Origin of the sequence: Archangium sp. Cb G35 (genome assembly GCF_001896145.1) — a bacterium.
Taxonomy (GTDB): domain Bacteria; phylum Myxococcota; class Myxococcia; order Myxococcales; family Myxococcaceae; genus Archangium; species Archangium violaceum.
This window is the reverse complement of record NZ_MPOI01000010.1, coordinates 514,368-540,786: the sequence shown is the minus strand read 5'-3', so window position 1 is coordinate 540,786 and position 26,419 is coordinate 514,368. Positions and strand designations below refer to the sequence as shown.

At 69.8% G+C, this 26,419-nt stretch carries 24 protein-coding genes; 9 read left to right on the top strand and 15 right to left on the bottom strand.

The window, feature by feature from the left end; all coding sequences use genetic code 11:
• The first annotated feature begins 190 nt into the window (after window positions 1-190).
• Entirely contained in the window at window positions 191-2,272 is a 2,082-nt protein-coding gene (locus BO221_RS52905; RefSeq protein ID WP_158079940.1) for a hypothetical protein, read from the top strand.
• Between the two features lie 4 nt (window positions 2,273-2,276).
• Here BO221_RS52905 and hflX read toward each other — a convergent pair whose 3' ends face one another.
• Both hflX and BO221_RS30560 read right to left on the bottom strand, forming a co-directional pair.
• Complete coding sequence (gene hflX / locus BO221_RS30565; RefSeq protein ID WP_073564344.1) at window positions 2,277-3,716, bottom strand: GTPase HflX; 1,440 nt, start codon at window positions 3,714-3,716, stop codon at window positions 2,277-2,279.
• Window positions 3,717-3,743: 27 nt separating this feature from the next.
• On the bottom strand, window positions 3,744-3,929 hold the full coding sequence (locus BO221_RS30560; protein ID WP_073564343.1) for a hypothetical protein: 186 nt from the start codon (window positions 3,927-3,929) through the stop codon (window positions 3,744-3,746).
• A gap of 195 nt (window positions 3,930-4,124) precedes the next feature.
• Here BO221_RS30560 and BO221_RS30555 point away from each other — a divergent pair, with 195 nt between their 5' ends.
• Window positions 4,125-4,562 (top strand): hypothetical protein, encoded by a 438-nt coding sequence (locus BO221_RS30555; RefSeq protein WP_143195775.1) that lies wholly within the window; start codon window positions 4,125-4,127, stop codon window positions 4,560-4,562.
• A 39-nt stretch (window positions 4,563-4,601) separates the two neighbouring features.
• Here the strand turns inward: BO221_RS30555 and BO221_RS30550 are convergent, their stop codons facing one another.
• From BO221_RS30550 to radC, 3 genes are read right to left on the bottom strand one after another with little or no spacing between them, the layout of a single operon-like run.
• A complete protein-coding gene (locus BO221_RS30550; protein ID WP_073564341.1) occupies window positions 4,602-6,671 on the bottom strand; it encodes an ATP-dependent DNA helicase RecQ in 2,070 nt (689 codons plus the stop codon).
• 2 nt (window positions 6,672-6,673) lie between these two features.
• Window positions 6,674-6,988, bottom strand: a complete 315-nt coding sequence (locus tag BO221_RS30545; RefSeq protein WP_073564340.1) for a hypothetical protein — start codon at window positions 6,986-6,988, stop codon at window positions 6,674-6,676.
• Window positions 6,985-7,758 (bottom strand): DNA repair protein RadC, encoded by a 774-nt coding sequence (radC, locus tag BO221_RS30540; RefSeq protein ID WP_073564411.1) that lies wholly within the window; start codon window positions 7,756-7,758, stop codon window positions 6,985-6,987. Before radC ends, BO221_RS30545 begins: the two co-directional genes overlap by 4 nt.
• A gap of 270 nt (window positions 7,759-8,028) precedes the next feature.
• On the opposite strand from radC, the gene BO221_RS30535 reads away from it, so the two are divergent.
• Complete coding sequence (locus BO221_RS30535; RefSeq protein ID WP_143195774.1) at window positions 8,029-8,463, top strand: hypothetical protein; 435 nt, start codon at window positions 8,029-8,031, stop codon at window positions 8,461-8,463.
• A gap of 19 nt (window positions 8,464-8,482) precedes the next feature.
• On the opposite strand, the gene BO221_RS30530 is transcribed toward BO221_RS30535, so the two are convergent.
• The 5 genes from BO221_RS30530 to BO221_RS30510 all read right to left on the bottom strand — a co-directional run bounded on the left by BO221_RS30530 (window position 8,483) and on the right by BO221_RS30510 (window position 16,045).
• Window positions 8,483-10,531, bottom strand: a complete 2,049-nt coding sequence (locus BO221_RS30530; protein ID WP_073564338.1) for a response regulator — start codon at window positions 10,529-10,531, stop codon at window positions 8,483-8,485.
• Window positions 10,528-13,062, bottom strand: a complete 2,535-nt coding sequence (locus BO221_RS30525; protein WP_073564337.1) for an ATP-binding protein — start codon at window positions 13,060-13,062, stop codon at window positions 10,528-10,530. Before BO221_RS30525 ends, BO221_RS30530 begins: the two co-directional genes overlap by 4 nt.
• Before the next feature lie 6 nt (window positions 13,063-13,068).
• Entirely contained in the window at window positions 13,069-13,446 is a 378-nt protein-coding gene (locus BO221_RS30520; RefSeq protein ID WP_043398923.1) for a response regulator, read from the bottom strand.
• The gene (locus BO221_RS30515) at window positions 13,443-15,440 is read right to left on the bottom strand and encodes an ATP-binding protein (protein ID WP_073564336.1); all 1,998 of its coding nucleotides are present in this window, start codon (window positions 15,438-15,440) and stop codon (window positions 13,443-13,445) included. The genes BO221_RS30520 and BO221_RS30515 overlap by 4 nt, the downstream gene beginning before the upstream one ends.
• A 146-nt stretch (window positions 15,441-15,586) precedes the next feature.
• Window positions 15,587-16,045, bottom strand: coding sequence for a cyclic nucleotide-binding domain-containing protein (locus BO221_RS30510; RefSeq protein ID WP_073564335.1), 459 nt, complete (start codon window positions 16,043-16,045; stop codon window positions 15,587-15,589).
• 83 nt (window positions 16,046-16,128) lie between these two features.
• Between BO221_RS30510 and trxB the strand changes: the two genes are divergently transcribed.
• From trxB to BO221_RS30490, 4 genes are all read left to right on the top strand, one after another.
• Window positions 16,129-17,088: a thioredoxin-disulfide reductase gene (trxB, locus tag BO221_RS30505; protein ID WP_073564334.1), complete on the top strand. Its 960-nt coding sequence runs from the start codon at window positions 16,129-16,131 to the stop codon at window positions 17,086-17,088.
• Window positions 17,089-17,119: 31 nt separating this feature from the next.
• Entirely contained in the window at window positions 17,120-18,307 is a 1,188-nt protein-coding gene (locus BO221_RS30500; protein ID WP_073564333.1) for a PLP-dependent aspartate aminotransferase family protein, read from the top strand.
• Window positions 18,304-18,801 carry a cyclic pyranopterin monophosphate synthase MoaC gene (gene moaC, locus BO221_RS30495; RefSeq protein WP_073564332.1) on the top strand — a complete coding sequence of 166 codons (498 nt, stop codon included), beginning with the start codon at window positions 18,304-18,306 and terminating at the stop codon, window positions 18,799-18,801. The genes BO221_RS30500 and moaC overlap by 4 nt, the downstream gene beginning before the upstream one ends.
• Before the next feature lie 71 nt (window positions 18,802-18,872).
• Window positions 18,873-20,075 (top strand): aminotransferase class V-fold PLP-dependent enzyme, encoded by a 1,203-nt coding sequence (locus tag BO221_RS30490; protein ID WP_073564331.1) that lies wholly within the window; start codon window positions 18,873-18,875, stop codon window positions 20,073-20,075.
• Window positions 20,076-20,084: 9 nt separating this feature from the next.
• On the opposite strand, the gene BO221_RS30485 is transcribed toward BO221_RS30490, so the two are convergent.
• Together BO221_RS30485 and BO221_RS30480 are read right to left on the bottom strand one after the other, a co-directional pair.
• Window positions 20,085-20,297: a hypothetical protein gene (locus BO221_RS30485; protein ID WP_233166315.1), complete on the bottom strand. Its 213-nt coding sequence runs from the start codon at window positions 20,295-20,297 to the stop codon at window positions 20,085-20,087.
• A gap of 95 nt (window positions 20,298-20,392) precedes the next feature.
• On the bottom strand, window positions 20,393-20,572 hold the full coding sequence (locus tag BO221_RS30480) for a hypothetical protein (RefSeq protein WP_073564329.1): 180 nt from the start codon (window positions 20,570-20,572) through the stop codon (window positions 20,393-20,395).
• Between the two features lie 77 nt (window positions 20,573-20,649).
• On the opposite strand from BO221_RS30480, the gene BO221_RS30475 reads away from it, so the two are divergent.
• Both BO221_RS30475 and BO221_RS30470 read left to right on the top strand, forming a co-directional pair.
• Window positions 20,650-20,973 (top strand): hypothetical protein, encoded by a 324-nt coding sequence (locus BO221_RS30475; RefSeq protein ID WP_073564328.1) that lies wholly within the window; start codon window positions 20,650-20,652, stop codon window positions 20,971-20,973.
• Window positions 20,918-21,691 (top strand): hypothetical protein, encoded by a 774-nt coding sequence (locus tag BO221_RS30470; protein WP_073564327.1) that lies wholly within the window; start codon window positions 20,918-20,920, stop codon window positions 21,689-21,691. Before BO221_RS30475 ends, BO221_RS30470 begins: the two co-directional genes overlap by 56 nt.
• Window positions 21,692-21,863: 172 nt before the next feature.
• On the opposite strand, the gene BO221_RS30465 is transcribed toward BO221_RS30470, so the two are convergent.
• From BO221_RS30465 to BO221_RS30455, 3 genes are read right to left on the bottom strand one after another with little or no spacing between them, the layout of a single operon-like run.
• Window positions 21,864-23,402, bottom strand: coding sequence for an ABC transporter substrate-binding protein (locus BO221_RS30465; protein WP_233166314.1), 1,539 nt, complete (start codon window positions 23,400-23,402; stop codon window positions 21,864-21,866).
• On the bottom strand, window positions 23,389-24,492 hold the full coding sequence (locus BO221_RS30460) for an SCO family protein (protein WP_073564326.1): 1,104 nt from the start codon (window positions 24,490-24,492) through the stop codon (window positions 23,389-23,391). Before BO221_RS30460 ends, BO221_RS30465 begins: the two co-directional genes overlap by 14 nt.
• A complete protein-coding gene (locus BO221_RS30455; RefSeq protein WP_143195773.1) occupies window positions 24,492-26,393 on the bottom strand; it encodes a YncE family protein in 1,902 nt (633 codons plus the stop codon). Before BO221_RS30455 ends, BO221_RS30460 begins: the two co-directional genes overlap by 1 nt.
• Window positions 26,394-26,419: the final 26 nt, after the last annotated feature.

Here is a 26,419-nt window from a genome sequence, read left to right as displayed (position 1 = left end):
CGCCGCGCGGCCGGAAGGCGCCCTGTCCTTGCCTGTCAGCGCACCCCTGAAGGCACTTCCTTCCTCGGGCGCGGTCGCTGGAATTTTTCAGCTCTGCCGTTCCTGGGTGGTTTTCCTCATTATCTTTGGATGGCGCCAGTCTCGGGATCTCCTCGGATTGAGTCGTCGATTCCCGTGGAGGAAGTTCAGGATGGATGAAGTCAAGAAGGCGCTCGGGCGGATCGGCCTGACCGCGGCGGGGTTGTTCCTGGTGCTGCCACAGGGGGCGCGAGCCATCGTTCCCCAGGACAGCACCTTCTTCTCCACCGCGCACATCGAGTCGGCGGACTCGTTGAGCACGTATTCGGACGGAGATCTCTGGCCCTCGTGCTGGTCGGACGACGGCCATCTGTATTCGGCGAATGGTGATGGCCGCGGCTTCACGATGGTGGAGCCCCGCCCGAACCCCGTCTATGACATCGCGGTCAGCCGCATCCAGGGCCTGCCCGGGAGCCTGACGGGCACCACGCTGACGACGCACATCAGCCAGACCTGGGCGGTTGGCGAATACAACCGCAAGCCCACGGGCATGGTGTGTGTCGACGGTGCCATGTACATGGCCGTCCAGGATCTCTCCTGGGACTTCAACGACGCGCCCAATGCGACCATCGCGAAGTCCACCGACCGGGGCGTGACCTGGTCCTGGAACACGTCCGCGCCCATGTTCGGCAATTACGTGTTCACGACGATCATGTTCCTGGACTACGGCAGGAACAATGCCTGGAACACGTTCGACTCGTATGTGTATGCGTATGGGCTCGACTACAACTGGCGGGACTCGTTCGACAACTCGGTGCCGGATCCGACGAAGCTGTTCCTGGCCCGGGTCCCCAAGACGAGCATCCAGAACCGGGCCACCTGGCAGTTCTACACGGGTGATTTGAACGGGAACGCCACGTGGAGCTCGGACATCAACCTGCGCCAGCCCGTGCTGCAGGATGACCGGCGCCTCTACGTCAGCACCCGGGCTCCCTACGGCCAGCCGCGCGACCTGTCGGTGATCTCCCAGGGCAGCGTCGTCTACAACAAGGCGCTCAACCGCTACATCTATACGTCCTGGACCGAGTACACCTTCGAGTTCTACGAGGCCCCCAAGCCCTGGGGCCCGTGGAAGAAGTTCCTGAGCAAGGATTACGGCGGCTATCCCTGGTCGGACACGAAGAATGGCGGTTACTCCACGACCATTCCCTCCAAGTTCATCAGCACCGACGGCAAGACGATGTACGTGCAGTCCAATACCTTCATGGGCGGGCTCGAGAACTACAACTTCTCGCTGCGCAAGCTGGTGGTGGAGCCCCGGGTGGCCACCACGCCCTCCAACGCCAGGAGCGACACGGCCAACCTGGCCGCTCCCTCCAATGGCACACGGGCCATCGAGAAGGTGGCGCACTTCGGCAACCTGTCCTACTTGAACAATGGCTACCTCAACGACAACGAGGACAGCTGGGACCAGGAGAACAAGACCCTCGACTGGTGGGGGTACACCTGGCCGCGCAACTACAACCTGAACAAGCTCAGCTACACCACCGGTGGCATGTTCACCGATGGCGGCTGGTTCAGCGGCAACCTCTGGGTCCAGGTCCGGCAGAACGGGCAGTGGGTCAACGTCACCAACCTGCGGAGCTCCCCGTACTACCCGCTCACCTCCGCCGCCGGAGCCAACAGGACGTACACGTTCGTGTTCAACGACACCTGGGGTGATGGCATCCGCATCATCGGCACCCCGGGCGGCAGCGCGTACTTCACGTCCATCGGCGAGCTGGCCGTCTACTACACGAGCTCCGTCACGCCCTCGCTCCTCCAGGACCCGGGGTTCGAGAACCAGACCAGCGGCGCCGTGTCCTACCCCTGGTACGTGCAGGGCACCGACGCCAAGGGCATCGACCGGGGACTGGGCTACTCGCACGGCGGCGCCAACAACGGGTGGATCCGCACCTCCTCGCGCAACTGGAACGCCCTCAAGCAGGACGTGGCCGTCACCCCGAACACGAACTACGTCCTGACGGCGTGGATCCGCAGCTCCGCCAACGTCGTCGGCGGCTACTTCGGTGTCTGCACGGTGCCGGGCACCATCATCAGCGAGCTCAACTTCGGCTTCCTGCCCGACTACACGGCCAAGACGGTCACGTTCAACTCTGGCTCCAACACGACGGTGAGCGTGTTCGCCGGGTTCTGGGCCCCCGGCGCCGACTCGCTCATCCAGGTGGATGACTTCACGCTGACGAAGCTGTAGCCGCTCACGTCTCGAAGGCTCGGGTCAACCGGGCCATCGCCGCGGGGAGCGCCCGGAGCTTCAGCCGCCGGCCCGTCTCGTCGTAGGCCTCGGAGAGGACCCGGGCATGCTCGTACACCTCTCCGATGCGTCCCTGACGGGCGTAGGGAATCACCAGCTCCGCTTCGATCATCGAGCCCTCGAAGAACTCGATGAGGGTCTGGCGGAGCGCCGCCACGTCGTCCGGTGCGTGCGCGGAGAGGATGAGGGCCTCGGGATGCCGCTGGAGCAGGGCCTCCCGGGCCTCGGGCGTGAGCCGGTCCGCCTTGTTGAACAACAGCCGGCTCGGGACGCTCTGCGCTCCAATCTCCCGGAGCACCGAGCGGGTCACCTCGAGCTGGGACTCCCAGGTGGGATCCGAGCCATCCACCACGTAGAGCAGCAGCGATGCCTCCAGCGCCTCGTCCAGCGTGGACCGGAACGAGGCCACCAGGTCGTGCGGCAGCTTCTGGATGAAACCCACCGTGTCCGAGATCAACACCCGCGGACGGGTCTCCGGTTGCAGCGCCCGCACCGTGGTGTCGAGCGTGGCGAAGAGCTGATCCGCCACCAGCACCTCGCTGCCCGTCAGGGCGCGCATGAGCGAGGATTTGCCCGCGTTGGTGTACCCGACCAGCGCCACCCGCAGCTGGTCCCTCCGGGCGTAGCGCCGGTTCTCCTGGTCCTGCTGGATGGACGCGAGCCCCTCGCGCAGCTCGGCGAGCCGGTCGCGAATCTTGCGGCGATCCAGCTCCACCGCCGAGTCACCCGAGCCACGGCCCTGTTGGCGCTCGCGGCTCCCCGTCGACTCGCGCAGGCGCGGGGCCAGGTAGTTGAGCCGAGCGATCTCCACCTGCATCTTCGCCTCCCGGCTCCGCGCGTGGCGGTGGAAGATGTCCACGATGACGCCCGTGCGGTCGTACACCTGCGCGCCCGTGGCCTGCTCCAGGTTGCTCAGCTGGCTCGGCGACAGCTCATGGTCGACCACCACCACCGTGGGCCTCTCCGCGAGAGGCTCCTCGCTGGCTTCGGCCTCCAGTTCGTCGCCGGGGAGCTCGTCCTCGGGGAGCTCGTCGCCCTCCGCTGCTTCCTCGTCTGATGCGGCCTCGGCTTCCTGCTCCTCGGCTTCCTCCGCTTCGGCCTCCCAGCGCTCGCGGGCCTTTGACTTGCGCCCATTCGCCCTCGAGGCCAGGGTACCGCGGCCCCCGGTGAGCCGGGCCAGCTCCGCGAGCTTTCCGCTCCCGAGGACCGTTCCCGCCGCGAGCCTGTCGCGGCGCTGGCTCACGGTCGCGGCCACCTCGTAGCCGAGCGTGTGCACCAGCCGCCCGAGCTCGGCGAGGTCGGCCGCATGTTCGGTGTCCGAGACACCGGGAAGTTGCACGCCCACCAGCACGGCGAGCGGGCGCGGGGAAGAGGAGTTCGACATGACTCCTCTCGTACCACGTTGGGCCCGTTACCTGGAGTCGCGCTGGAAACGCCGGGTGACGCCCAGCAACAGCAGGGTCTGGTCGAAGCCCCCGTCGAGGATGGGGAGTGTCGTGGTGGGCTCGCTCAGCTCGCCCCGGTCGTTCACGATGAGCTCGGCGAACAGGTCCCAGTCCTCGATGTAGGAGAGTACGGCTCCCAGCCGGAAGTTCACCCGGGTCTGTGGGTCCAGCTCCCCTCGCGCACTGGCGTCTGCTTCTCGTCCTCGCGGAGGACCCGAGCGGGGACACAGGCACCGGCCGGCTCGACCGTGTCTCCCGGTGCCACACGGAGGGCATTGCTCGGGCTGGCCCATCACTTGCTCATGGACTCCCGGGGGCCGGCACGGCCCGTACGTAGGGGGGAATCCATGAGGAAGACGACATTCTTGCTGTTGATGCTCTTCGCCTTGCCCGCTCTCGCCCATTCCAACAAGGACGGCAAGTGCACGACGTCCGATATCGCCGGGGTCTACGGCTTCAAGGGCGATGGCTTCATCGTCGCGGAGGGCATGGGCTACCCCGTGGGGCCTCTCGCCACCGTGGGTACCATGGTCTTCAACAAGGACGGCACCTGGCGGGTGAAGCAGAACGTCAGCGCCAACGGCACGCTCCACCGAAACGTCGTCTACGCCGGCACCTACACGCTCAACGCGGACTGCACCTTCTGGCTCTTCGATCCAACTGTCTCGGACAGCGCCATCGACTTTGGTGTCTTCATCGCGAACGGCAAGGAATTCCTGCTCCTCCCCAACGTGGAGGGCTTTGCCGTCACCTTCGAGGGCAAGCGCATCTCCAAGGCCAGATAGTAGGAGACGGCGCTCTCGACAGGAGCTCCCCCCACGCACTCAGTGGCGGGCGCTCCTCGACTTGCGCACCTTGGGCGGGACGGGAGCCACCGGAATGGGCTCGTGCCCGGCGGCGCGCGCCATGAGGCAGATCTCCACCACCTTGGGCCCGAAGCGCTCCCAGCGGCTTTCGCCCGTGCCCTTCACCGTCAGGAACGATTCCCGGTCAATCGGGAGCGCGGCGGCGAGTCCCCGCAGCGTCTCGTCATTGAAGATGATGAAGGGCGGTACCGCGAGATCCTTCGCGAGCTCCTTGCGCCAGCGGCGCAGCTCGGTGGCGGCCAGCTCGCTGTATCCGTCGGGACGCCCCGGAGCCAGCGTCGGCGTGGCGCGTGGCGCGGTGGCCGGACGGTCGAGCCCCTCCAGGCGCTTGAGCCGGCTCCCCGCGCACGTGTCGCAGTTGCCGCACGTGGCCTCCACGTCCTTCTGCCCGAAATACTGGAGGATGAAGGCCCGCCGGCACCGCTTCGTGTAGGCGTAGTCCGTCATCTGCTTGAGGTGCAGCAGCGAGCGCCGCTCCTGCTCGCGCACCTTGCTCAGGTCCACGCCCAGCTCGCGGAAGGGCACCGTCGAGAGCGCGCGGATGGTGCGTCCGGAGAAGGGCCGGCGTACCAGCAGCGCTCCCGCCCGCTCCAGCAGCTTGAGCGCGTGTTGAATCTCGTCCCCGGACAGCCCCGTGCGCCGCGCGAGGATGGGCAGTTCGGTGGTCGCCGAGCGCCCCACGGGGAACGTCTCCAGCAACGAGGCCAGCAGGCGCCTCGCGTCCGGGGCATGTGGCTGCGCGCCCGGCGCCTTCTCCGTCAGGGTGATGCCGTACTCACCCTCGCCCCGGCTGCCACGTTCAATCTTTCCCTCGCGCTCCAGGATGCGCAGCGCGGAGGAGATCTCGAACTCGCTCGCGCCCGCCTGGGCCGCCAGCACATGCTGGCCCTTGTCGTACTCGGGCACGGAGCGCAGCACGTTCCACAGGTCCGAGAGCACCGTCTCCGAGGGGTGGTTGCTCTCGATGAGCCGCTCCTGCGTGTACACGTCCGCGTGGTTGAAGAGCAGCGCGGCGAAGGCAGGCCCCCGGTCCCGGCCCGCGCGTCCGATCTCCTGGTAGTACGCCTCCACCGCCTTGGGGATGTTGGCGTGGGCCACGAAGCGGATGTCCGGCTTGTCGATGCCCATGCCGAAGGCGTTGGTGGCCACCGCCACCGCCTCCTTGGCGGACATGAAGTCGTCCTGGGCGCGGCGCCGCGCGTCGTCGTCCATGCCCGCGTGGTAGAGGATGGCGTTCACCTTCCGCTCCAGCAGCGCCGAGTGCGTGTTCTCCGCCGACTTGCGCGTGGAGCAGTAGATGATGCCGCTGCCGCCGCCCAGCGACGAGAGCCCCGCGCAGGCCCGGCGCTTGTCCTCGTCTCCGCTCACCTGGAATACCTCCAGGAAGAGGTTGGGACGGTCGAAGCCCTCGGCGAACACCTGCGGATCCTTCATCAGCAGGGAGCGGACGATGTCGTCACGCACCTCGGGCGTCGCGGTGGCGGTGAGGGCCACGGTGCGCGGCGGGCGCAGGCGTTTGCGCACCTGGCCGAGCTGCGCGTAGTCCGGCCGGAAGTCATGGCCCCACTGCGAAATACAGTGGGCCTCGTCCACGGCGAGCAGCTCCACGCCCACCTGGCTCAGCGCGTCCAGGAAGCTGGGGCTGCGGAAGCGCTCGGGCGCCACGTAGACGAGCTTGAACTCGCCGGCGCGCATGCGGCGGATGCGGTCCGCCCGCTCCAGGTCCGACAGGGACGAGTTGATGAACGTGGCGGAGATGCCACGGCCAGAAAGCTGCTCCACCTGGTCCTTCATCAGCGCGATGAGCGGGGAGATGACGAGCGTCACCCCAGGCAGGAGCACCGCGGGGAGCTGGTAGCACAGACTCTTGCCCGCGCCCGTGGGCATGACCACCACGGTGTTGCGCCCGCTCAGGACGGAGCTGATGACCTGGGCCTGCCCCGGCCTGAACTCGCTCAGGCCGAAATGGCGGACCAGTCCCTCCTGGGCTTGCTCGTAGTAGGGGAGGGCCTCCGGCATCCGCCGCATATTCACTGTTCCTTATCGGCCGTCAACGACCCAGAGGCTCCTGAGTCCAGATCCAGCCCGTCAGGTACCGGGACGGCCAGGCGTGCCCGCCATTCGGCCACCTCCCGGGCCAGCCGGGCTCCGAGCTCGGCGTCCAGGCGGCCGTCCCGCACCACGTCTCCTTCCCGTGCCCCCGGCGGCAGGGTGGAGCGCGGCACCGTCCGGGCCTTGCCTCCACCCACGGGCACCACCTGCGCCACCTCGTCCTCCAGCACCTCCACCTGCACCGCCCCGCCCGCCCCACCGCACGCCACAACACCCAATGCCCCCAGCATCATCCACGCTCTCCCACCATGCTCCATGGCCCCCGGCCCTCTCCGCCCAGCAGCGGCAACTCGCCCCGCTCCAGCAGCGAGGTGTACGTCCCATCTCCAATCACCACATGGTCCAGCACCTTGATGCCCAACACCCGGCCCGCCTCGATGAGCTGGGCGGTGAGGCCCAGGTCCTGCCCCGACGGCTCCGGGTCCCCCGAGGGGTGGTTGTGCGCCAGCACGATGGCCGAGGCCCGCGAGGTGATGGCCGCGGCGAACACCTCGCGCGGATCCACCGGACAGGAGTTGATGGTGCCCTCGGCCACGCGGGCGTCATGTAGCAACACGTTGCGCGCGTTGAAGCACAGCACGTGGAACACCTCGCGCCGCAGCGCGCTCAGGTTGGGCGCCAGGTACGCGGAGATCTCCTTCGGGGTCCGCAGGCGGGGCCGCCGCTCGGTGACCCGCTGGGCGCGGCGTCCCAGCTCCAGCGCCGCCAGCACCTGCGCCGTGCGCCCCGGCCCCATTCCCGGCCGCGCGCACAGCTCCCTCGGGTCCTGCTGCACCAGTTGCTTGAGTCCCCCTCGCGTGGCGAGCAGCGCCTCCGCCAGGGCCCGCGTGCGCGCTCCCGAGCCCAGCAATACGGAGAGAAGCTCCGGATCGGTGAGGGCCGCCGCCCCCAACCGGAAGAGGCGCTCCCGGGGGCTGTCCGCCTCCGGAAGCTTCTCCCTCACCGACCCTTCGCCCGCCGACTCCTCCCACCCCACCGTCGCCACCGCCGCCGTCCTGTCCATCCCGCCCTCCGTCCGCGCCACGGACTTCTCACCGCACCGCCACCCACGCCGCCCGCCCACCATCCCGCCCTTCATCCGTGCCGGGCGGTAGAGCAACACGCGTGCCGACCGCACTTCCCTCGGAAGGCACCCGACACAACCGTCTCATTGTGTGTGGAGCGGCCTACAGTCGGGACGGTGAAGATTGGCGGGCCCTTCCGCGTCGTGTCACGTCAGGACACCGCGCGCCATTCGTGTGCGGGGTCGCTGACCGAGTGAGGAGGTCGTCCGATGCCCAGCCCTTTCGGGTCGATGAACGAACGCGTGTGGGGGCTCTACCCCTGGCACGGGCAATCCGAGGCCGAGCGCCGGCTCGTCCACCCCGAGGATTTCGAGCGGCTGAAGTTCTTGTGGCCCTACTGCAAGGTGCTCGAGCGGCTCGGGGAGGTCACGCAGCAGGGCTTCATCCTCCTGCGCTACGCCGAGAGCGTCTTCCGCGTCCGGCCGGAGCTTTTCCAGCCCGTTTCCGCGCCCGCCTTCGACTTCGGCGGCCAGGTGCGGCTGCGCAAGGACACCGGGCGCACTGGCGTCATCGCCGCCATCCACTGGCACTACAAGCAGGCCCGGCCCTTCTTCCTTCTCCGCCTCGGAACGAAGCGCTCCCTCAAGCGCTACTTCGCCGAGGAGCTCCTGCCCCGCTCGGCGCCCCTGTTCCTCCAGGCGTGAGCGGCGTGCCCGGGCCGGCTCAGCGCTCGATGCGGTTGCCACCCTGGGACTTGGCCCGGTACAGCCGCTCGTCCGCCGCGCGCAGCAGCGCCTCCACGTCCGTGCCGTCCTGGGGCGCCACCGCGAGCCCCGCGCTGAAGGTGACCCGGAAGTGCTCGCCCTTGTCCCCCTCGAAGTCGGCCTGGGCCAGCTCCGCCGCCATCCGCGCCAGGATGTCCCGTGCCCCCTCCGCCTGCGCCCCCATCAGGGCCACCACGAACTCCTCGCCGCCCCACCGGCACTGCAGGTCCTCCCGGCGGAAGCGCGAGGACAGCAGCCGCCCCATCTGCATCAGCACCCGGTCTCCCGCCAGGTGCCCGTGGGTGTCGTTCACCTTCTTGAAGCGGTCCACGTCCAGGATGCCCAGCGCCAGGGTCCTGCCCGTCCGTTGCGCCTCGGCCAGCCGCGCGCGCAGTCCTTCCAGGAAGGGACGGCGCAGCAGCAGGCCCGTGAGGGCATCGCGCTCGGCCCGCTCGCGCGCCAGCCGCGCCCGCTCCAGCCGCGACTGCACCCGGGCCCGCAGCTCCTCGCGCAGCACCGGCTTGGCCAGGTAGTCGTCCGCTCCCGCCTGGAAGGCCGCCACCCGGAAGTCCACCCCCGTGTGCGCGGTGATGAAGATCACCGGCAGCGTCTGCCACTCGGGCATGGAGCGCACGATGCGGCACAGGTCGAAGCCGCTCGGCCCTGGCATCTCCACGTCCAGCAGCAGGAGGTCCGGCCGGTGCTCGGCCAGCGCGTCCACCAGCCGGTACGAGTCTCCCAGGCCCACCACCTCCACCTGCGGGCTCGTCAGCGCCACACTGAGGGCACGCACCGCTTCCGGGTCATCGTCCAGCACCAGCACCCGCGCGCGCTCCGGACGCTGGGTGGCCACCATCCGCTCCACCGCCTCCGACAGGTCCATCGGGGAGAAGGGCCGCGGCAGGTAGAGCGACGCGCCAGCGAGGATCGCCGCCATGCGGTAGGTGACATCTCCCCCCGCGCCGAAGAAGGCCAGCGGCAGCGCCCGCGAGTCCTCCACGGCGCGCAGCCGCTCCGCCACGGTGAAGCCTCCCTCCTTGCCGCCCAGGTCCACGTGCACCAGCGCTCCATCCAGCCGCTGCTGCCGGGCCACCTTCACCGCCTCGTCCGCGCCGCGCGCCGTCACCACGCGCACCAGCCGGTCCTTCCCCATCCGCTCCACCTCGGCCAGCCACGCCGCGTCGTCGTCCACCACCAGCACCGTGCCTCGCGGCTCCACCTCCACGGCCGAGCTCTTCGCGGGTGCGGCCACCGGGGCCGGGGACGGCGTGCTGCCCGGTGCGGCGTTCCGGGCCGCCGTGGCCAGCGCCTGCCGTGCCGCCTCCAGGGCCCTCCAGTCCGGGGGCGCCTTGCCGTCCCGGGCCGGCTTCAGCAACTCCTCCAGGTGCCGCGCCGCGCCGCTCACCGCGTGGAAGCCGTAGGAGCCCGCCGTCCCATGCAGCTTGTGAGTGAGCTGGTACGCCGCGTCCATCCCCTCGGTGCTCCCGGCCCGCGCCCGCTCCATCGCCCCCGCCAGCTCCCGCATCTTCTCCTCCAAGCGCGCACCGTACTCGGCGCACAGCGCCCGGAAGGTGACGTCCAGGTCCTCGGCGGAGTCCTGGCCCTCGGCCAGTGCCTCCGGGGGCGGGGGAGGGGGCCTCGCCGCCAGCATCTGCTCCACCCAGAGGAGCAGCTCCTGGGGCTTGTAGGGCTTGTGCAGCACGCGCGACACCTTGAGCTGCCGCGTGAGGTGGTCGTGGCTCTTGAGGTCCTTCCAGAAGGCCGAGGCGAAGAGGATGGGCAGCGCGGGGTGTTGCTGGCGCACCTCCTGGATGAAGTCCGTCCCCATCATCCCCGGCAGCAGGCCATCCACCACGGCGGCATCCACCCGGAGGCAGGCGAGCACCGTGCGTGCCTCCTTCACGGTGCGGGCCGCCTCCACCTCATAACCCCGCTCGCGCAGGTACGCGGAGACGAGCGACTGCAGATCCTGATCATCCTCGAGGAAGAGAATGGTTCCCCGGCTCATGAAGCCTCCTTGCGCGGCTCCACGCCGCCATCCTTCTGGGCCAGCAGTCCGTTGAGCAGCTCCTTCACGGAGACGAGCAGCTCGTCCTCGGACGTGCGCGCCTTGGTGAGGTGGCGGGTGATGCCCAGCGTGAGCTGGTTCTGGTCCCCGCTCGACAGCTCGCGCCCGGTGAAGACGATGAGCGGCGTGCCGCGGCCCTTGCCCTGGCGGAGGATGTCCACCACCTCGAAGCCATCCAACCGGGGCAGGCCCACGTCCAGGACGATGAGATCCGGCGGCGTGGTGCGGGCCAGGGCCACCGCGCCCTCGCCGTCCTCGGCCTCGTAGCAGGCCACCCCGAGCCGCTCCAGCTGGGCGCGCAGCACCTGCCGCGTGCTCACGTCGTCGTCCACGATGAGCACCCGTGCCTGGCCCGGCCGGCGGATGGCGTGGCGCAGCGACAGCAGGAAGCGCTTCTCCTCGAAGGGCTTCTCCATCCAGTCCACCAGCAGCGGCTGGACGACGCCCTCCTGCTGCGACGAGCGCCCCGACAGCATCAACACCGGCAGCTCACGGGTGCGCGGCTCCTCGCGCAGCTTGCGGACCAGCTCCAGCCCGCTGCCGTCCAGGCCCTGCGCGTCCAGCACCAGCATGTCCGGCGCGCCCACCTCGATGAGCTTCTCCGCCTCCGCCACGGTGGGGCTGCGCAGCACGCGGTAGCCCTCGTGGGTGAGCAGGCCGCGCAGCAGGCCGGACAGCTCCGAGTCCGTCGTCACCACGAGGATGGTGTAGCGCGACTCGTCCATCACCACGGAGCTGGGGCCGGAGCCCATGCGCAGTGCCGCCAGCGAGAAGGTGAAGGTGGCGCCGTGGCCCGGCTCGCTGTGCACCTCGATGCGGCCGCCGTGCTGCTCGACGATGGCCTGGGAGATGGCCAGACCCAGGCCGGTGCCTCCCTTGGTGCGCGTGTCCGAGCTGTCCAACTGCTGGAACTTGCCGAAGAGCCGGGCGCGTTGATCCAGGGGAATCCCCGGCCCCTGGTCCACCACGGAGAAGCGCACCTGGCCGCGCGCGTCCCGGGCGGCCCGCACCTCCACCTGGCTGTCCGGAGGGGAGAACTTGATGGCGTTGGAGACGAGGTTGGTGAGCACCTGGATGAGCCGATCCCGGTCCGCCCGCACCGGGCCCGCCCCCGCCGCCTCGGCGTGCAGGCGCACCCGCGCCGCGTCCGCCATGCCCTGCACTCCGCTGAAGGTGGCCTCGATGACCTCGGCCGTCTCCACCGACTGGAGCTTCAGCTCCAGCTTGCCGGACTCCATCTTCTCGAGGTCGAGGATGTCGTTGATGAGGCGGATGAGGCGCTCGGTGTTGGTGCGGGCGATGCGCACCATGTCCTGGGCCTGGGAGGGGAGCTCGCCGAGGATGCCGCCCTCAAGCAGGCCGAGGGAGCCGCGGATGGAGGTGAGGGGCGTGCGCAGCTCGTGGCTGACGGTGGAGATGAACTCGTTCTTCAGCCGCTCCACCTCGCGGCGCTCGGTGATGTCCCGCACGTAGGACGTGAAGCGCGCGGCGCCGTCACTGCGCACGCGCAGGAGGGTGAGCTCGGCGGGGAAGGTGCCGCCATCCGCGCGCAGGCCCTGCAGCTCCAGGCGGGTGGCGCGGCCCGGGGTGGCATCGGCCCGGAGCGCGCGGGCCACCACGCCGCGTTGCTCGGTCTTCACGGTGGCGGCCAGGGCCAGGGAGACGAAGTCCCGGCCCAGCGCCTGCGCCCGAGGCAGCTGGAAGATGTGCTCCGCGGCGGGGTTGAACTCCAGGATGCGGCCCGCCTCGTCCAGGGAGATGATGCCGTCGAGCGAGCTCTCCAGGATGGCCGCCTTGCGGGCCTCGCTCTCGCGCAGCTCCGCGTTGGCGGTGGAGAGGGCGGCGGTGCGCTCCTCCACGCGGGCCTCCAGTTGCGCGTTGAGCGCGTCGAGCGCCGCTCCCGTACGCGCCAGGCGCACCAGCACCGCCAGCACGAAGGCGACGAGCAGCAGCGAGATGGCGAAGAGGGTGATGCGGAAGCGCTCGGCGCGCGCCAGCGCCCCCTCGTACAGCTGGAGGTAGGTGGTGATGAGCCGCTCGGCCTCGGGGCTGGCGGGGCTGTCCAGCATCTGCCGGAGCGTGGCCTCGGCCTCGGGTCCCTGTTGCGCCTGGAAGCGCACCAGCAGGGCCTCCTCGTCCGCGAGCGCGCGCAGGTAGTCGTCCAGCACGGCGTTCAGCGTCTTCCGCTCCCGCTCCGTCAGGAACGACGGGGCGGCGCGCAGCTCCTCCGCCCGCTTGCGCAGCGCGGCGAGCTCCCCTCGTGGCTCGTCATGGGTCCGGGCCAGGCCCATGTGGGCGCGCAGGAGATTCTGTTCCAGCTCGGCGCTCTGGACGCGGAGCTGGCGCAGCCGGGTGCGGTAGCTGTCATGCTCGTCGGCCCGCATCGGGCGGCCCAGGGCGAAGAGCACGCTCAGGAGCGCGAGTGCCCCCGCGGCGAGCACCACGGAGCGTTTGGAGAGACGGGTCTTCACGGGGCCTCAGGTGGACGGCAGCAGCTTCTTGATTTCAGCGGGCAGGGTCATCGGATCGAACGGCTTGCCGATGACGCCCACGGCCCCCAGCTCCAGGTAGCGCGCTACCTCCTGCTTCTGGATCTTGGCCGTCATGAAGATGACGGGCGTTTTCGCGGTGGAGGGCTGGGCGCGCAGCTGGCCCAGGGTGGTGGGCCCGTCCATGCCCGGCATCATCACGTCCAGGAGGATGAGGTCCGGCTGCTCGGCGGCGGCCTTGGCCACGGCCTCGGCGCCCGAGGCGGCGAGCACCGTCTGCCAGCCGCCCACGCGGCCGAGGCTCAGCTGGCCGATGGTGCGGATGTCGTCCTCGTCGTCCACGAGCAGCACCTTGCGAATCGTCATGGGAAACCTCCCGGAGGCGGGGGATGGGCGGAGCACAGCAGGCGGAGCACGGCGGAGCGCAGCTCCTCATTGGAGGTGCGGGACTTCACCAGCACGGCGGAGACCTGGCGGGCCAGCTCCGGCTCCGCCTCGCGCACGGAGAAGAGCACCACCGGGGCGGCGGCGAGCAGCGGGGCCAGCGGCAGCGGCCCCCCTTCGGGCAGCACGGGCTCGGCGATGACGAGCGGGAAGGGCCCGGAGCGCAGCGCGGACTCGGCCTCGGCCAGGCCGCTCGCGGGGACCACGTCCGCCACGTCCCGCAGCACGTTGGCCACCACGCGGCGGTTGTCCTCGTCCGCCTCCACGTGCAGGACGCGGGGGCGCGTGGCCCGGGGCCCGGCCCGTGTGGCTGGCTCCAGCGGGAGCGGGATGGATGCGACGGGAGCGCCCGCCTCCGTGTACTCGGGCAGCTCCACCTGGAAGGTGGTGCCGGTCCCCTCGGCGGTGACGAAGTCCAGCGTGCCGCCCATCCGCTCCGCCAGCGCCCGCGCGATGGAGAGCCCCAGCCCGGTGCCTCCCTTGCGCCGGCTGTCGGAGCCGTCCGCCTGGGCGAACTTCTCGAAGAGGCGGGCCCGGAAGGACTCGGGGATGCCCGGCCCCCGGTCCTCCACGCTCACGCGCAGCCGCGCGCCCACCCGCTCCAGCCGCAGCGTCACGCGCTCTCCGCGTGGGGAGAACTTGAGCGCGTTGGACAGCAGGTTGGCCAGCACCTGGAGGAAGCGGTCCCCATCCGCCATGACCCGGGCCCCGGGTGCCTCCACCACCAGCTCCAGATGGGCACCGCACTCCCTCGCGTACCCCTGGTGGGCCTCGACGGCCTGGGAGAGCAGCGCGCCCAGCTCCAGTGGCTCCAGGTGGAAATCCAGCTTGCCGGACTCCATCTTCTCGAGGTCGAGGATGTCGTTGATGAGGCGGATGAGGCGCTCGGTGTTGGTGCGGGCGATGCGCACCATGTCCTGAGCCTGGGAGGGGAGCTCGCCGAGGATGCCGCCTTCGAGCAGGCCGAGGGAGCCGCGGATGGAGGTGAGGGGAGTGCGCAGCTCGTGGCTGACGGTGGAGACGAACTCGCTCTTCATCCGCTCCATCTGGCGGCGCTCGGCCTCCAGGCGCTTCTGCTCGGTGACGTCGCGCGCCACGCCGTAGAAGATGCCCTCCTCCGGGTTGACGGTGGCGTTCCACTGGAGCCAGTGCCAGGAGCCGTCCTGGCCGCGGCAGCGGTGCTCGAAGCAGGGGAGGAGCTCGCCCCGGGCTCCCCGCGCCAGCCACTCGGCGGTGGAGGCCCGGTCCTCCGCGTGCACCAGTTCCAGCAGGGGCGTGGCGCGCAGCGTCTGCTCGGAGTAGCCGAGCGTCCGCGTCCAGGCCCGGCTCAGCTGCCGGAAGGTGCCATCCAGTCCGGCGATGCAGAGCATGTCCACGGACAGCGCGAAGAAGCGCTCTTGCTGCGCCAGTGCAGTGCGCGCCTCCTGGACGGTGAGCGCGTTGAGCTCCAGCTCCACCCACGAGGCCAGGTCCTCCAACTGCTGACGCTCCTCGGCGCTGAAGTCGCGCGCCCGGCGGTCGATGAGGCAGAGCGTCCCCACGGGACTGCCGTCCGGGGCGTGGAGGGGTTGGCCCGCGTAGAAGCGCACGTGGGGCTCGCCGGTGACGAGCGGGTTGTCGGCGAAGCGCTGGTCCTCGAGCGCGTCGCGCACCACGAAGGTGTGGGGGGTGAGGATGGCGTGGCCGCAGAAGGAGAGGCTGCGCGCCGTGGAGGCCGCGTCCAGGCCGACCCGGGCCTTGAACCACTGCCGCGAGCCATCCACCAGGGACACGAGGGTGATGGGGACTCGGAACGTCCGCGCGGCCATGCGGACGATGCGGTCGAAGCGCTCCTCGGCCGGGGTGTCCAGCAGGCCCAGGCGCCGCAAGGCCTCGAGGCGCCTGGCCTCATCGGGCGGGAAGGGGGGTGGAATCATGGGGGCTCGGGGGCTCGAACAGCCGCCCGGGCCCAGTGTATCCGGGGCTCACGGAGAGTGGGGGTGCCCGTGAAGGGTCCTCCGTTACCCCGCCCGGTTTCCATGCCACCGGGCGGCTGGCGTACCGGCGGGGCTGGGGCGGCGCGTCAGAAACGCGACAGCGCCAGGAACGTCTTCATCTTCTCGTTCGTCTCGCGCAGACGCACCGACAGTGTGCGGACGAAACTCCACAGCAGGACGTAGGCCAGGTCCTTATCCGTGAACATCAGATGGTCCAACTGTTCGCGCTCGATGACCCACAGGGTGCACGAGGTGTGGGCGTAGGCGTCGGCCGAGCGGGGGATGTCCTCGATGACGGACATCTCCCCGAAATACTGGCCCTTTTCCAGGATGGCGAGCGCCTCCTCGCCCATGCCGGGCACCTGCTGGGAGATGCGCACCTTGCCTTCCAGGATGATGAACATGTCCCGGCCGGTCTCCCCCTCGCGGAACAGGCAGGCGCCTGCCTCATGGCCCCGGGGACGGGCAATCGCGGCCACCCGGAGCAACTGGCTCTGGGTGAGTCCCTCGAAGAGCGCAACCTTCTGGAGGATCGAGGCATCCATTGTGGCGCTGCTTCGTACCACGACCCGAGGGGGCTCTGGTACGGTGGCGCCCCAATTTCACGGAAACACAGGAGCGACGACCCGTGGCGGAGAAGATCAACAAGGTGACCATCATCGGCTCGGGGCCCGCGGGCTACACCGCGGCCATCTACGCCGCGCGCGCCAACCTGCAGCCCGTCATGTTCGCGGGTGGCCCCACCCTGGACGACCCCCAGCGCGTGCCGGGCGGCCAGCTCATGGTGACCACGGACGTGGAGAACTACCCCGGATTCCCCGAAGGTATTACGGGCCCGGAAATGATGGAGCGCTTCCAGAAGCAGGCCGAGCGCTTCGGCACCGTCATCCACATGGAGAACGTGGTGAAGCTGGACCTCTCCAAGCGCCCCTTCTTCATCCAGGGCGAGAGCGAGAGCTGCTACTCGGAGACGATCATCATCGCCACGGGAGCGACGGCGAAGTGGCTGGGGGTGAAGGGCGAGGACACCTACAAGAACCGGGGTGTGTCCGCCTGCGCCACGTGTGACGGCGCCTTCTTCAAGAACCAGGACGTGCTGGTGGTGGGCGGCGGCGACACGGCCATGGAGGAGGCCACCTACCTGGCGAAGATCGTCAAGAGCGTCACCGTGGTGCACCGGCGCGACTCCTTGCGCGCCTCGAAGGTGATGCAGGAGCGGGCCCTGAAGAACCCGAAGATCTCCTTCCTGTGGGACAGCGCCATCGACGAGGTGATGGGCGACAACAAGGGGATGACGGGCGCGGTGGTGCGCAACCTGAAGACGAACGACACGAAGCTGGTGATGGCCACGGGCCTGTTCGTGGCCATTGGCCACACGCCCAACACGGGCCTGTTCCAGGGCGTGCTGGAGACGCACCAGGGCGGCTACCTGAAGACGGTGGCGGGCAGCACCCGGACCAACATCGAAGGCGTGTTCGCTTGTGGCGACGTGCAGGACAGCTACTACCGGCAGGCGATTACCGCCGCGGGCACGGGCTGCATGGCGGCCATCGACGCCGAGCGCTGGCTCATCGAGCACGGCGAGTAGGCCCGCGCGGCACGGCTCTCGGGAGAGATTGATGAGCACGAAGCGGAAGACGGTGGCGGTGCACGCGGGCTCGCAGCTGAAGGGCAGCAAGTCCCAGCCCGTGGTGCCCCCCATCCACGTGTCGGCGGTGAGCTTCTTCGACAGCAGCGACGAGCTGGACGAGGCGCTGGACGGGAAGGACTACGTCTACTCGCGCATCGCCGCGCCCAACGCGGCGCTGCTGGAGGAGGCGGTGGCGGCGCTGGAGGGGGCGGAGGCCAGCGTGGCCTACGCGAGTGGCATGGCCGCCCTCAAGGCCGTCTTCGAGGCGCAGAACCTGAAAGCCGGCGACGTGGTGGTGATGTCGTCGGACGGCTACGGCGTCACCCGGTCGCTCTACAAGAACCTGGCGGCGCGGGCCGGGGTGCGCATCGAGGCGCTCATGCTCACCGACGCGGCGGCGCCCGAGCGCATCGTCGCGCTGCGTCCCAAGCTGGTGCTGGCCGAGAGCGTCACCAACCCGCTGCTGCGCGTGCCGGACATCCGGGCGCTGGCGCGGGCGAGCCGGGAGGTGGGAGCGGCGCTGGCGGTGGATGCCACCTTCCCCTCTCCGTACGGGCAGCGGGCGTGCGAGCTGGGGGCGGACTACGCCATCCAGTCCACGACGAAGTGGCTCAACGGGCACAGCGACGCGCTGGGCGGCTCGGTGAGCGGTACCCGCGAGAAGCTGGCGCCGCTGCGGGCCGCGCGCCTGCTGGGTGGTGAGGTGCTGGGGCCCTTCGAGGCGTGGCTCACCCTGCGCGGGGTGCGCACGCTGCCCATCCGCATGAAGGCCCACTGCGAGCACGCGGCCCACGTGGCGAAGCGGCTCTCCGAGTCCCCGCTCATCGAGCGCGTGCACTACCCGGGCCTGCCAGGCCACCCGGACCACGCGGTGGCGAAGCAGGTGCTGGAGGGCGGCTTCGGCGGCATGGTGGCGTTCGACATCAAGGGCGCGGGCCGGCCGGACTGCTTCCGCTTCCTGGAGGCGGTGAAGCTGGCGAGGGCGGCGCCGTCGCTCGGAGACGTGTGCACGCTGGTGATGCACGCGGCGAGCGCGAGCGCGCGGCGGATGACGCCCGAGGAGCGGCAGGCGGCCGGCATCGGCGAGAGCCTGATCCGCGTCTCGGTGGGACTGGAAGACCCGGATGACATCGCGGACGACCTGCTCGCCGCGGTGTCGGAGGCGATGAAACGGTGAAGATGGTGGACGTGGGTGGGAAGGAGAAGACCGAGCGCGTGGCCGTGGCCACCGCCCGGCTGCGCATGCTTCCCGCGACGCTGGAGCGGATTCTTCAGGGGAAGGTGGAGAAGGGAGACGTCCTGGCGGCTGCCCGTCTGGCCGGAGTGATGGCGGCCAAGCGGACCCCGGACATCGTTCCCCTGTGCCACCCCATCGCGCTCTCCGGGGTGGAGGTGGAGCTCCAGCCCCAGAAGGACGCGCTGGAGATCCGCGTGACGGTGCGCACGGTGGACCGCACGGGCGTGGAGATGGAGGCTCTCACCGCGGCGTGTGCCTCGGCCCTCACGGTCTACGACATGTGCAAGAGCGTGGACCGGGGCATGGTGATGGAGCAGGTGCAGCTGGACCACAAGTCCGGCGGCCGCTCCGGCACGTGGGACCGGGAGCCGGCTCCCGCGAAAAAGTCCGCGGCGCGCCCGGGCCGCAAGGCCGCCCGCTCGTCGGGCCGGTAGTCCTCTTCGGAGGGAAATCCCGGGGTCCACAGCGGAAAGGACCCCGGGCGTGGGATGTGTTGGTCAGTGGCATGCCTCCCGCCCAGACCGATTCGTTGCTGAAGTGGCGCTCGGAGTTCCCCATCCTCGAGCGCAAGTCCGGCTACCTCATCAACAACTCGCTGGGCGCGATGCCCCGCAAGGCGCGCCAGTACCTCAACGACTACGCGGACCTCTGGGACACCGAGGGCGTGGTGGCGTGGCACTCGTGGCTGCCCATGGTGGCGCAGACGGCGGACCTGCTCGGCTCCATCCTCAACGCGCCGCCGGGCACCATGACGATGCACCAGAACGTGAGCACGCTCATCTCCGTGCTCATCTCGGGGCTGTCCTTCTCGGGCCGGCGCAACAAGGTGGTGCTCTCCGAGCTGAACTTCCCCTCGGTCGTCTACAACTGGATGGCCCAGCGCAGGAACGGTGCCCGCATCCATGCGGTGAAGAGCCGCGACGGGGGGCTGAACATCGAGACGGAGGACCTGCTCGCCGCCATCGATGACGAGACGCTGGTGGTGTCGCTGGACCTGGTGCTGTTCCGCTCCTCGGGGCTGGTGGACGTGAAGCCGGTCATCGAGAAGGCGCACCGGCACGGCGCGCTGGTCATCCTCGACTGCTACCAGGCCACGGGCGCGGTGCCCATCGACGTGCGGGCGCTCGGGGTGGACTTCCTGGTGGGCGGGAGCGTGAAGTGGCTGTGCGGCGGCCCGGGCGCGGCGTACCTCTACGCGCGCCAGGAGATCATCCCGGACTTCAAGCCGAGGATGACGGGGTGGTTCTCGGACGCGCACCCGTTCGACTTCCACTTCGGCGATGTGGAGTACGCGGCGGATGCGCACCGCTTCATGGGGGGCTCACCGTCAGTGCCCTCGCTGCACGCGGCGCGTGCGGGCTATGAGATCATCCGCGAGGTGGGCGTGGCCGCCATCCGCGAGAAGTCACTGCGGCAGACGTCGCTGTTGATGGCGCTGGCGGACGAGCAGGGGCTGAAGGTGAACACGCCTCGCGCGCCGCACCGGCGGGGCAACACGGTGTGTTTGGACTTCGAGGGCAGCGAGGACGCGTGCCAACGCCTCATCGCGCAGGGCTTCGTGGTGGACTGGCGGCCCAACGGAGGCATCCGCATCTCGCCGCACTTCTACAACTCGGACAGCGAGTGCCGCTCCATCATGGACTCCATCCGTGAGCTGCGGCGCTCCGGGACGCTCCAGAAGACGCCCACGGGTCCGCGCGCCCACTGAGGCAAATCCTCAACGCTCCTTCCAGAGTACGCCGCCCAACTTCAGCCCGGCGAGGAATCCCAGGGCCGCGTAGCAAAACCAGTTGAAGAGGAGCAGGGCCAGGCTCCATTCGTCGCTCAAGGGAGTTCTGAATCCGGAGGCCACCGGCCATCCCAGGTTGTTCCTCGCGAAGAGCAGGAACCGCTCACCCAGCACCGCGGGTGCATAGAAGACGTATTGCACGAGGGAGCTTGAGCCGCCGAACAGGAATGGGAAGGAAACCCACTCCAACAGCAGCAGGAGGACTGCTCCCAATATGGCCAGGGCGTGGCGGCGTTTCACAGGTCTCGAGCCGCCCTGATGCCGCCCGCATCCCATGAGAGTCGTTCCGAATAGGAGTCCTGCGCTCCCAGCCACTCCGCCAGCGTGTCTGTCGGGTCCAGGGAGCGCAAGGCATGCGGCGACACCATGAGGGCGTCGCGATACGTGCCGACGAAGGAGATTGGGGCCTCGGACATGCCGCGAGCGTAATCAATCCCGATGGCGGCGGATGCCCGTTACATTGCGCCCTCGCGGCCTCTGGGAGGGGCCTCGCATGAAGTTCCTCTTCTTCCTCATGCCCGCCCAGGGCCACGTCACCCCATCGCTGCCCATCGCGCGCGAGCTCATCGCCCGGGGCACGGAGGTGACCTACTACCTGACCGATGAGTACGCCTCCTCCGTGCGGCGCGTGGGCGCCACGTTTCGGCCCGTGGATGCGTCGCTCAACCTGGATGAGCGGGAGGGCGCCAGCAACCTGGCGAAGCAAGGCTCCCCGGCGTCCTTCAAGGACATGATGCCCGTGATGTTCCGGTTCCTCGCCGATGGCATGCGCTACGCCCCCCGCGCTGCTGGAGCCCGTGCGCGCCGAGGCCGCTGACTGCATCGTCTATGATCCGATGTGCGTCTGGGGCCGTGTCGTGGCCGGTGTGTTGCGTCTGCCCTCGGCCACCTTCAGCACGTCCTACGCGGTCGGTCCGCAATCACCGCTCGGGAAACGCATCGCGGAGTCGATGCGCGGGCCTCCTCCTCTCGCCTTGGTCCGCTCCCTCGCGGCCATGCTGTGGAGCGGCGAGCGCATCCACCGCCGCTATGGGCTGCCCCGCCTGTTCCCCACCAACATGTTCTCCGCGAATGAGGCCCTCAACCTCGTTCCCGTGCCCCGGCGTCTCCAGCCGGACGCGGACAACTATGACTCGCGTTTCCTCTTCGTCGGTCCCACCGGCCTGCCCCGCGAGGAGGACGTGGGCGACTTCCCCGTGCAGCGGCTCGAGGGACAGCCCACGCTGCTCATCTCGCTCGGGACGACGCCGCTCAACCGGCGGCCCGACTTCTTCCGCGCCTGCTTCGAGGCCTTTGGTGGCTCGCGCTGGCAGGTGGTGCTGTCCACCGGCAAGTGGGTGGAGCTCGGGCTGGGGCTCTCCATCACCGAGGGCCTCACGGACCCGAAGCGGCTGCGCGAGCTGGTGGAACGGCTGGACACCGAGCCCGTCTGGCGCGAGCGCGTCGCGGAGTTCCAGGGCGCCGTGCGTGAGGGAGGCGGCGCTGTCCGTGCCGCCGAGGCCCTGCTGCGGTTCGCCTCGGCCGGCAAGGTCTGAGCCGCTAAGCCAGCCGAAGTAAGTCCGTTCAGGGGTCAGTCCTCAGCTCGAAAGCAGGAGGGACCCCTCCGGGCACGGTCTCGCCAGACTTGTCCAACTGTTGGACAAGTTCGTGAAGAGCGCGCCCGGAAGGCGGACTCTCTCTCCCCTGAAAGGACGTTGTTCCGATGGCTTAGGGGGACAGGGGAATCCAGGGCGACGCGGCCTGGAGCTGGCCACCCATCGGCTCCACCCGCACGAGCTGAGCGCCCCGGACACCCACGCGCCTGTCCACCCCGAACGTCACCGGCGGGGTCACCCCCGTGTCGAAGTCACGCATCGACTCCAGCACGTGCACCAGCTCCGCGCGTGTCACGTCCGAGCCCGCCCGCCGGAGTGCTTCCACCAGCACCCGTGCCGCGGCGTAGGCGTGGCGCTGGAGCGCCTCGTGGCCTGGACGCAGCCCATGGCGCCCGAGGAAGGCCGAGAGCACCCGGCGCCGCTCCTCGTCGCTGTCCAGGCCCGGTGGGTAGATGAACCGCACGTGGCGGCTCGCCCCTGCCACCGTGGAGGACCCGGCGATGCTCGCGGGAGCGAACACCGGAACCTCCAGGCCCCGTGCCTCCATCTGCTGGAGCAGCTCCTTCAACCCGGAGGCAGGCCCGGTGTAGAGGATTGCCGGTGGTGGCTCGCTCCCGCCGGGCAATGCCGATGATTCCACCGGAGCGGGCAGCTCGCGCCGCAGGGCTTCCTCGCGCGCCGCCCGAGCCCATGCGCGGCCTGACTCGTCCTCCGGCCGTACCACCCATAGCGGGTGCCGGCGCAGCACGTTCTCCTCGTCGGTGCGCGTCAGGTGCTGCACCACCAGCCGCGCCTGCTGGGACTCCTCCGGATACAGGAAGAAGGGGGAGCCTTCCCCATCCCCTCCGCTGGAGGTGAGGGGCAGCAGGACCGGGATGTCCTCGCGCCGGAGCAGCGCCTCCGAGGCGGAGGACGTCGTGCTCGGGCCTCCCACCAGTGCGAACACGCCGCGCTCGAGCAGCTTCGCGGTGGCATCCGGGGCCGTCTCGTCCTCCACCACCAGCTCCAACCGGCGCCGGAAGACGCCTCCCTCGGCGTTCACCTCCGCGAAGGCCGCGTGCAGTACCGCTTCCACCTCGCGTCCCAGTGCTTCACGTTCACCACTCAGAGGCAGGACGGCACCGAGGGTGAGGGAGGTGGGGGAGATGCCAGGATCCGGTGCTTCTCCGAGCCGTTCCAGATAGGCGAGCAGCTCCTCCCGCTCCGCTTCGCCGAGCTCGTACCGGGGCATGGCCACGCCGAGCTTCCGGCCGCTGGCGGACACGCCTTCCGTGATGGCGCGCAACAGGGTGGCCCGGCCGTAGGCGGGGCGGGAGCGATCGTCCACCGTTCCCACTGCGTTCACCCGGGCATGCCCGAGCGCAGCCGGGTGGATGCCGGGTACCTCCACTCCTCCTTCGAGGCTGCCCCGGCCGGAGGCGCCATGGCAGCGCGCGCACGCGGCCACGTGCCCGCTCAGCTCGATGCGCTCGGGTCCCAGCCGTCCCACGAGGGGCTCGCCTCGGGCGCTCTCTCCGCGCAGGAAGAGACTCCGCCCTCGCCGGGCCAACTCCGGAGCCGAAGAAGCCGTCTCCTTGCGGCACGCCCCTAGCATCCCCAGGCTGAGGAGCAGCGCCGCCAGGGCCGTCCGTCGTGCCCTACCGTGGGTCATCGAGGTGCTCCACGGCGTAGACGATGTTGTCGGCGGCGGACATGGCTGGGGCCTTCACCCACGTGCCCGTGGCTGCATCGCCGATGAGCAGCACCGAGCTGTGAGCGGCGGGGTCCTCGGTGTAGCCGCCGAGCTTCTTGAGGACGAGGGACACGTTCTCGCGGGCGCCAGTGAGGAAGTACCAGCCGGGTCCGGTGCTGAACTTCCTGGCGAAGCGGGCGAGGCTCTCCGGTGTGTCGTTGGCGGGGTCCACGGAGAGGGTGATCATGGTGATGTCCTGGCCCACGCGAGCGCCCAGTTTGCGCTGCACCTCGGCGAGGTGCTTCGTCATGGGCGAGCACACGCCCTTGCAGGAGGTGAAGGCGAAGTTGATGAGCACCTTCCGGCCGCGGATGAGGTCCTCGTAGAAGCGGTGGGGCTTGCCGTGCTGATCGATGAGCTCGGTGTTGGTGAAGTAGCGCGCGGCGGAGGCGTCCCGGGCGGTGGTGGCGTCCTCCAGCTCGGGAGGCGGCGCGGAGGCGGCGCGCACCTCGCGGATGGCGTCGAGAATGGAGGCGGCGGAGCCGAGCCCGTCCACGCGCACCCACCTGCCAGCGGTGGCGTTGCCCACCAGCACGAGCGGCCGGTGCGCCTCCTTGTCCGGGGTGTAGCCGCCGAGTGCTACCAGGGCCTGCTTCACCTGCTCGGGCTCGCCGGTGAGGAAGGACCAGCGGGGTCCAGGAGAGAAGGGCTCGGCGAAGCGGGCCAGCTTCCCGGGCGTGTCGTGGGCCACGTCCAGGGTGATGGAGATGAAGCGCACGGGCGCGTTGGGACCCAGCTCCTTCCGCACGCGCGCCAGGGTGGCGGTCATGGGCGAGCAGATGGTCTTGCAGCGGGTGAAGATGAAGTGGATGGCCACCACCTGCCCGCGGACGAGGTCGGACCACAGCCGAACCTGGCGCCCGTGTTGATCCACCAGTGTGACATCGGGCACCTGCACCTGGAGGGACTCGGAGGGAGGTGGGGCGGGCACGCGCACGGTGCCCTGTGCGGACGCGGCGGCGGTGGTCAGCGTGAGGAGAACGGCGAGGCAGCACGGACGTGGGAGCATCACGGTTGGACCTCGGAGACGTGGCGGAGGGTGGGTTCGGCCTGGACGCCGAGCTTGAAGTCGCGAAGGGCCCCGAGCGGGGCTCCCCGGCTCTCGGCGCCGACGAGCAGCACGTACTGGCCGGGCTCGGGTGGGGAGACATCGATCTCGAAGACGCCGTCCTCCACGCGCCGGGGGACGGGCCGCTCCAGCCAGCGCCCGGATGGGGGACGGAACATCAGCACCTGGAGCTCCTCGGGTGACAGCGGACGCTGATCCTTCACATGCGCGGCGGGCGTCAGCCGGAATCGCAGCGAGGTGCGCTGGCTCGCGGTCAGGTGCCGGGAGGAATCGAACCCGGGCTCGAGCACGAGCGGGGCGGTGCCCGCGGAGGCGGCGTCCTCGGGAACGCCGGACACCGTCCACGTGAGGCACACGGGCGTGCGTGGCGAGTCCAGCAGCACGTGGACGTCATGGGGGCCGTTCTTCCGCGGGCGCACCTGGGCCGCGTAGACGCCGGGCTCCACCTCGCGTAGCGAGCGGTCCAATACCAGGACGGCCCGGGGCTCGCGGCCATAGTTCAGGTGGGTGCCTCGCGGGGCCATCATGCCCTCGGAGTACAGGTAGAGGGCGCGGTCGGCGGTTCCAGCGACGAGGACGCTGTTGCCCTCGGGCAGCGTGGCGATGGCGGAAGAGCGTCCGAGCTCCCGAGCCAGCGCGGGCTTCTTCTGGCCCATGGTGATCTGCACGACGGAGGGCGTGCCGGACTTCTCCAGCGAGGCCAGCTCGATGAGCGACACGCGGGCGTCCCCGGTGTTGCGCACGTAGGCGAAGGCGGAGGTGAAGGTCACCTGGTCCGGGGCGGAGAATCCGGTGAGCGAATGGGCCACCCGGTTGGAGGCCGTGTCGAGGATGTCCACCCGGTCGCCGTGCGGGTAGAGGACGAAGGCCCAGCGGCCCGAGGGCTCGAAGCGCAGCGTGCCCGGCCCCGGTGCCACGGAGAGGCGGTGCACCACCTCGCGCCGCGAGCCATCCACCACCAGGACTTCATGGGCCTGCTCCCGCACCACGTAGATCGCCCGGGCCACCTCGCTGTAGGCCAGCGCGCGGGTGCCCGTGCCCACCGTCACGCGCCCCAGTTCCTCGCGCGAGGCCACGTCCACCGCGACGAGTTCCTCGCCCCCGGAGCTGGAGAGCCATGCCGTCCGGCCCTCCTCGCCGAAGGCGAATTCCTTCTGTCCCTCGCCCACCTCCAGCGTGCCCAGCACCTCCTGCGTGGTGGTGTCGAGCACGGACACGGTGCCGTCTCCCTCGTTGTCCACCCAGAGCGAGCGCCCGTCCGGAGCGAGCGCCAGCCGCCCCGGTTTCTGGCCCACCCGCACGTTGCGCTGCACGAGGAAGCGGCGGGTATCCACCACGGACACCGTGCCGTGTGTGGGCTGCGACACGTAGAGCGCGCCTCCGTCCGGACGCAGTGCCCAGTCCCCGGCCGCTCCGCTCAGGGAGACCAGGTGCTTCAGCTTGGTGCGCTGGAAGGAGAGCTGCGGATCGATGACGGACAGGGTGTGGTCATGGTTGAGGGTGAGCAGCAGGAAGGAGTTGAGGTCCACCTCGGCACGCGCCGCCAGCAGGCCGCCGAGGTACGTCTTGATGCGGGCCCGGCAGGCCGCGTCGTCGGGAGCGGCTTGTCCCTCGGGCCTCGCGTCCATCCACGCGAGCAGCCGGGCTCCCCGTACGGGCGCCCCGGTGCGTGGATCCTTCAGCACGAAGCGCGCCGTGCCCTCCGCGCCTGCCTGAAGGTCGAAGGCCACGGACACCCCCGCCTTCGTCATCGTCACGGGGGCTGGCGCGGCCACGGGAAGCGGGGCGGGTGGCCCCTCTTCCTTCCGTGGCTGGCAACCCATCCACAACACGAGCAGCACTGCCCATCCTGGCCTTCCCGGCATGT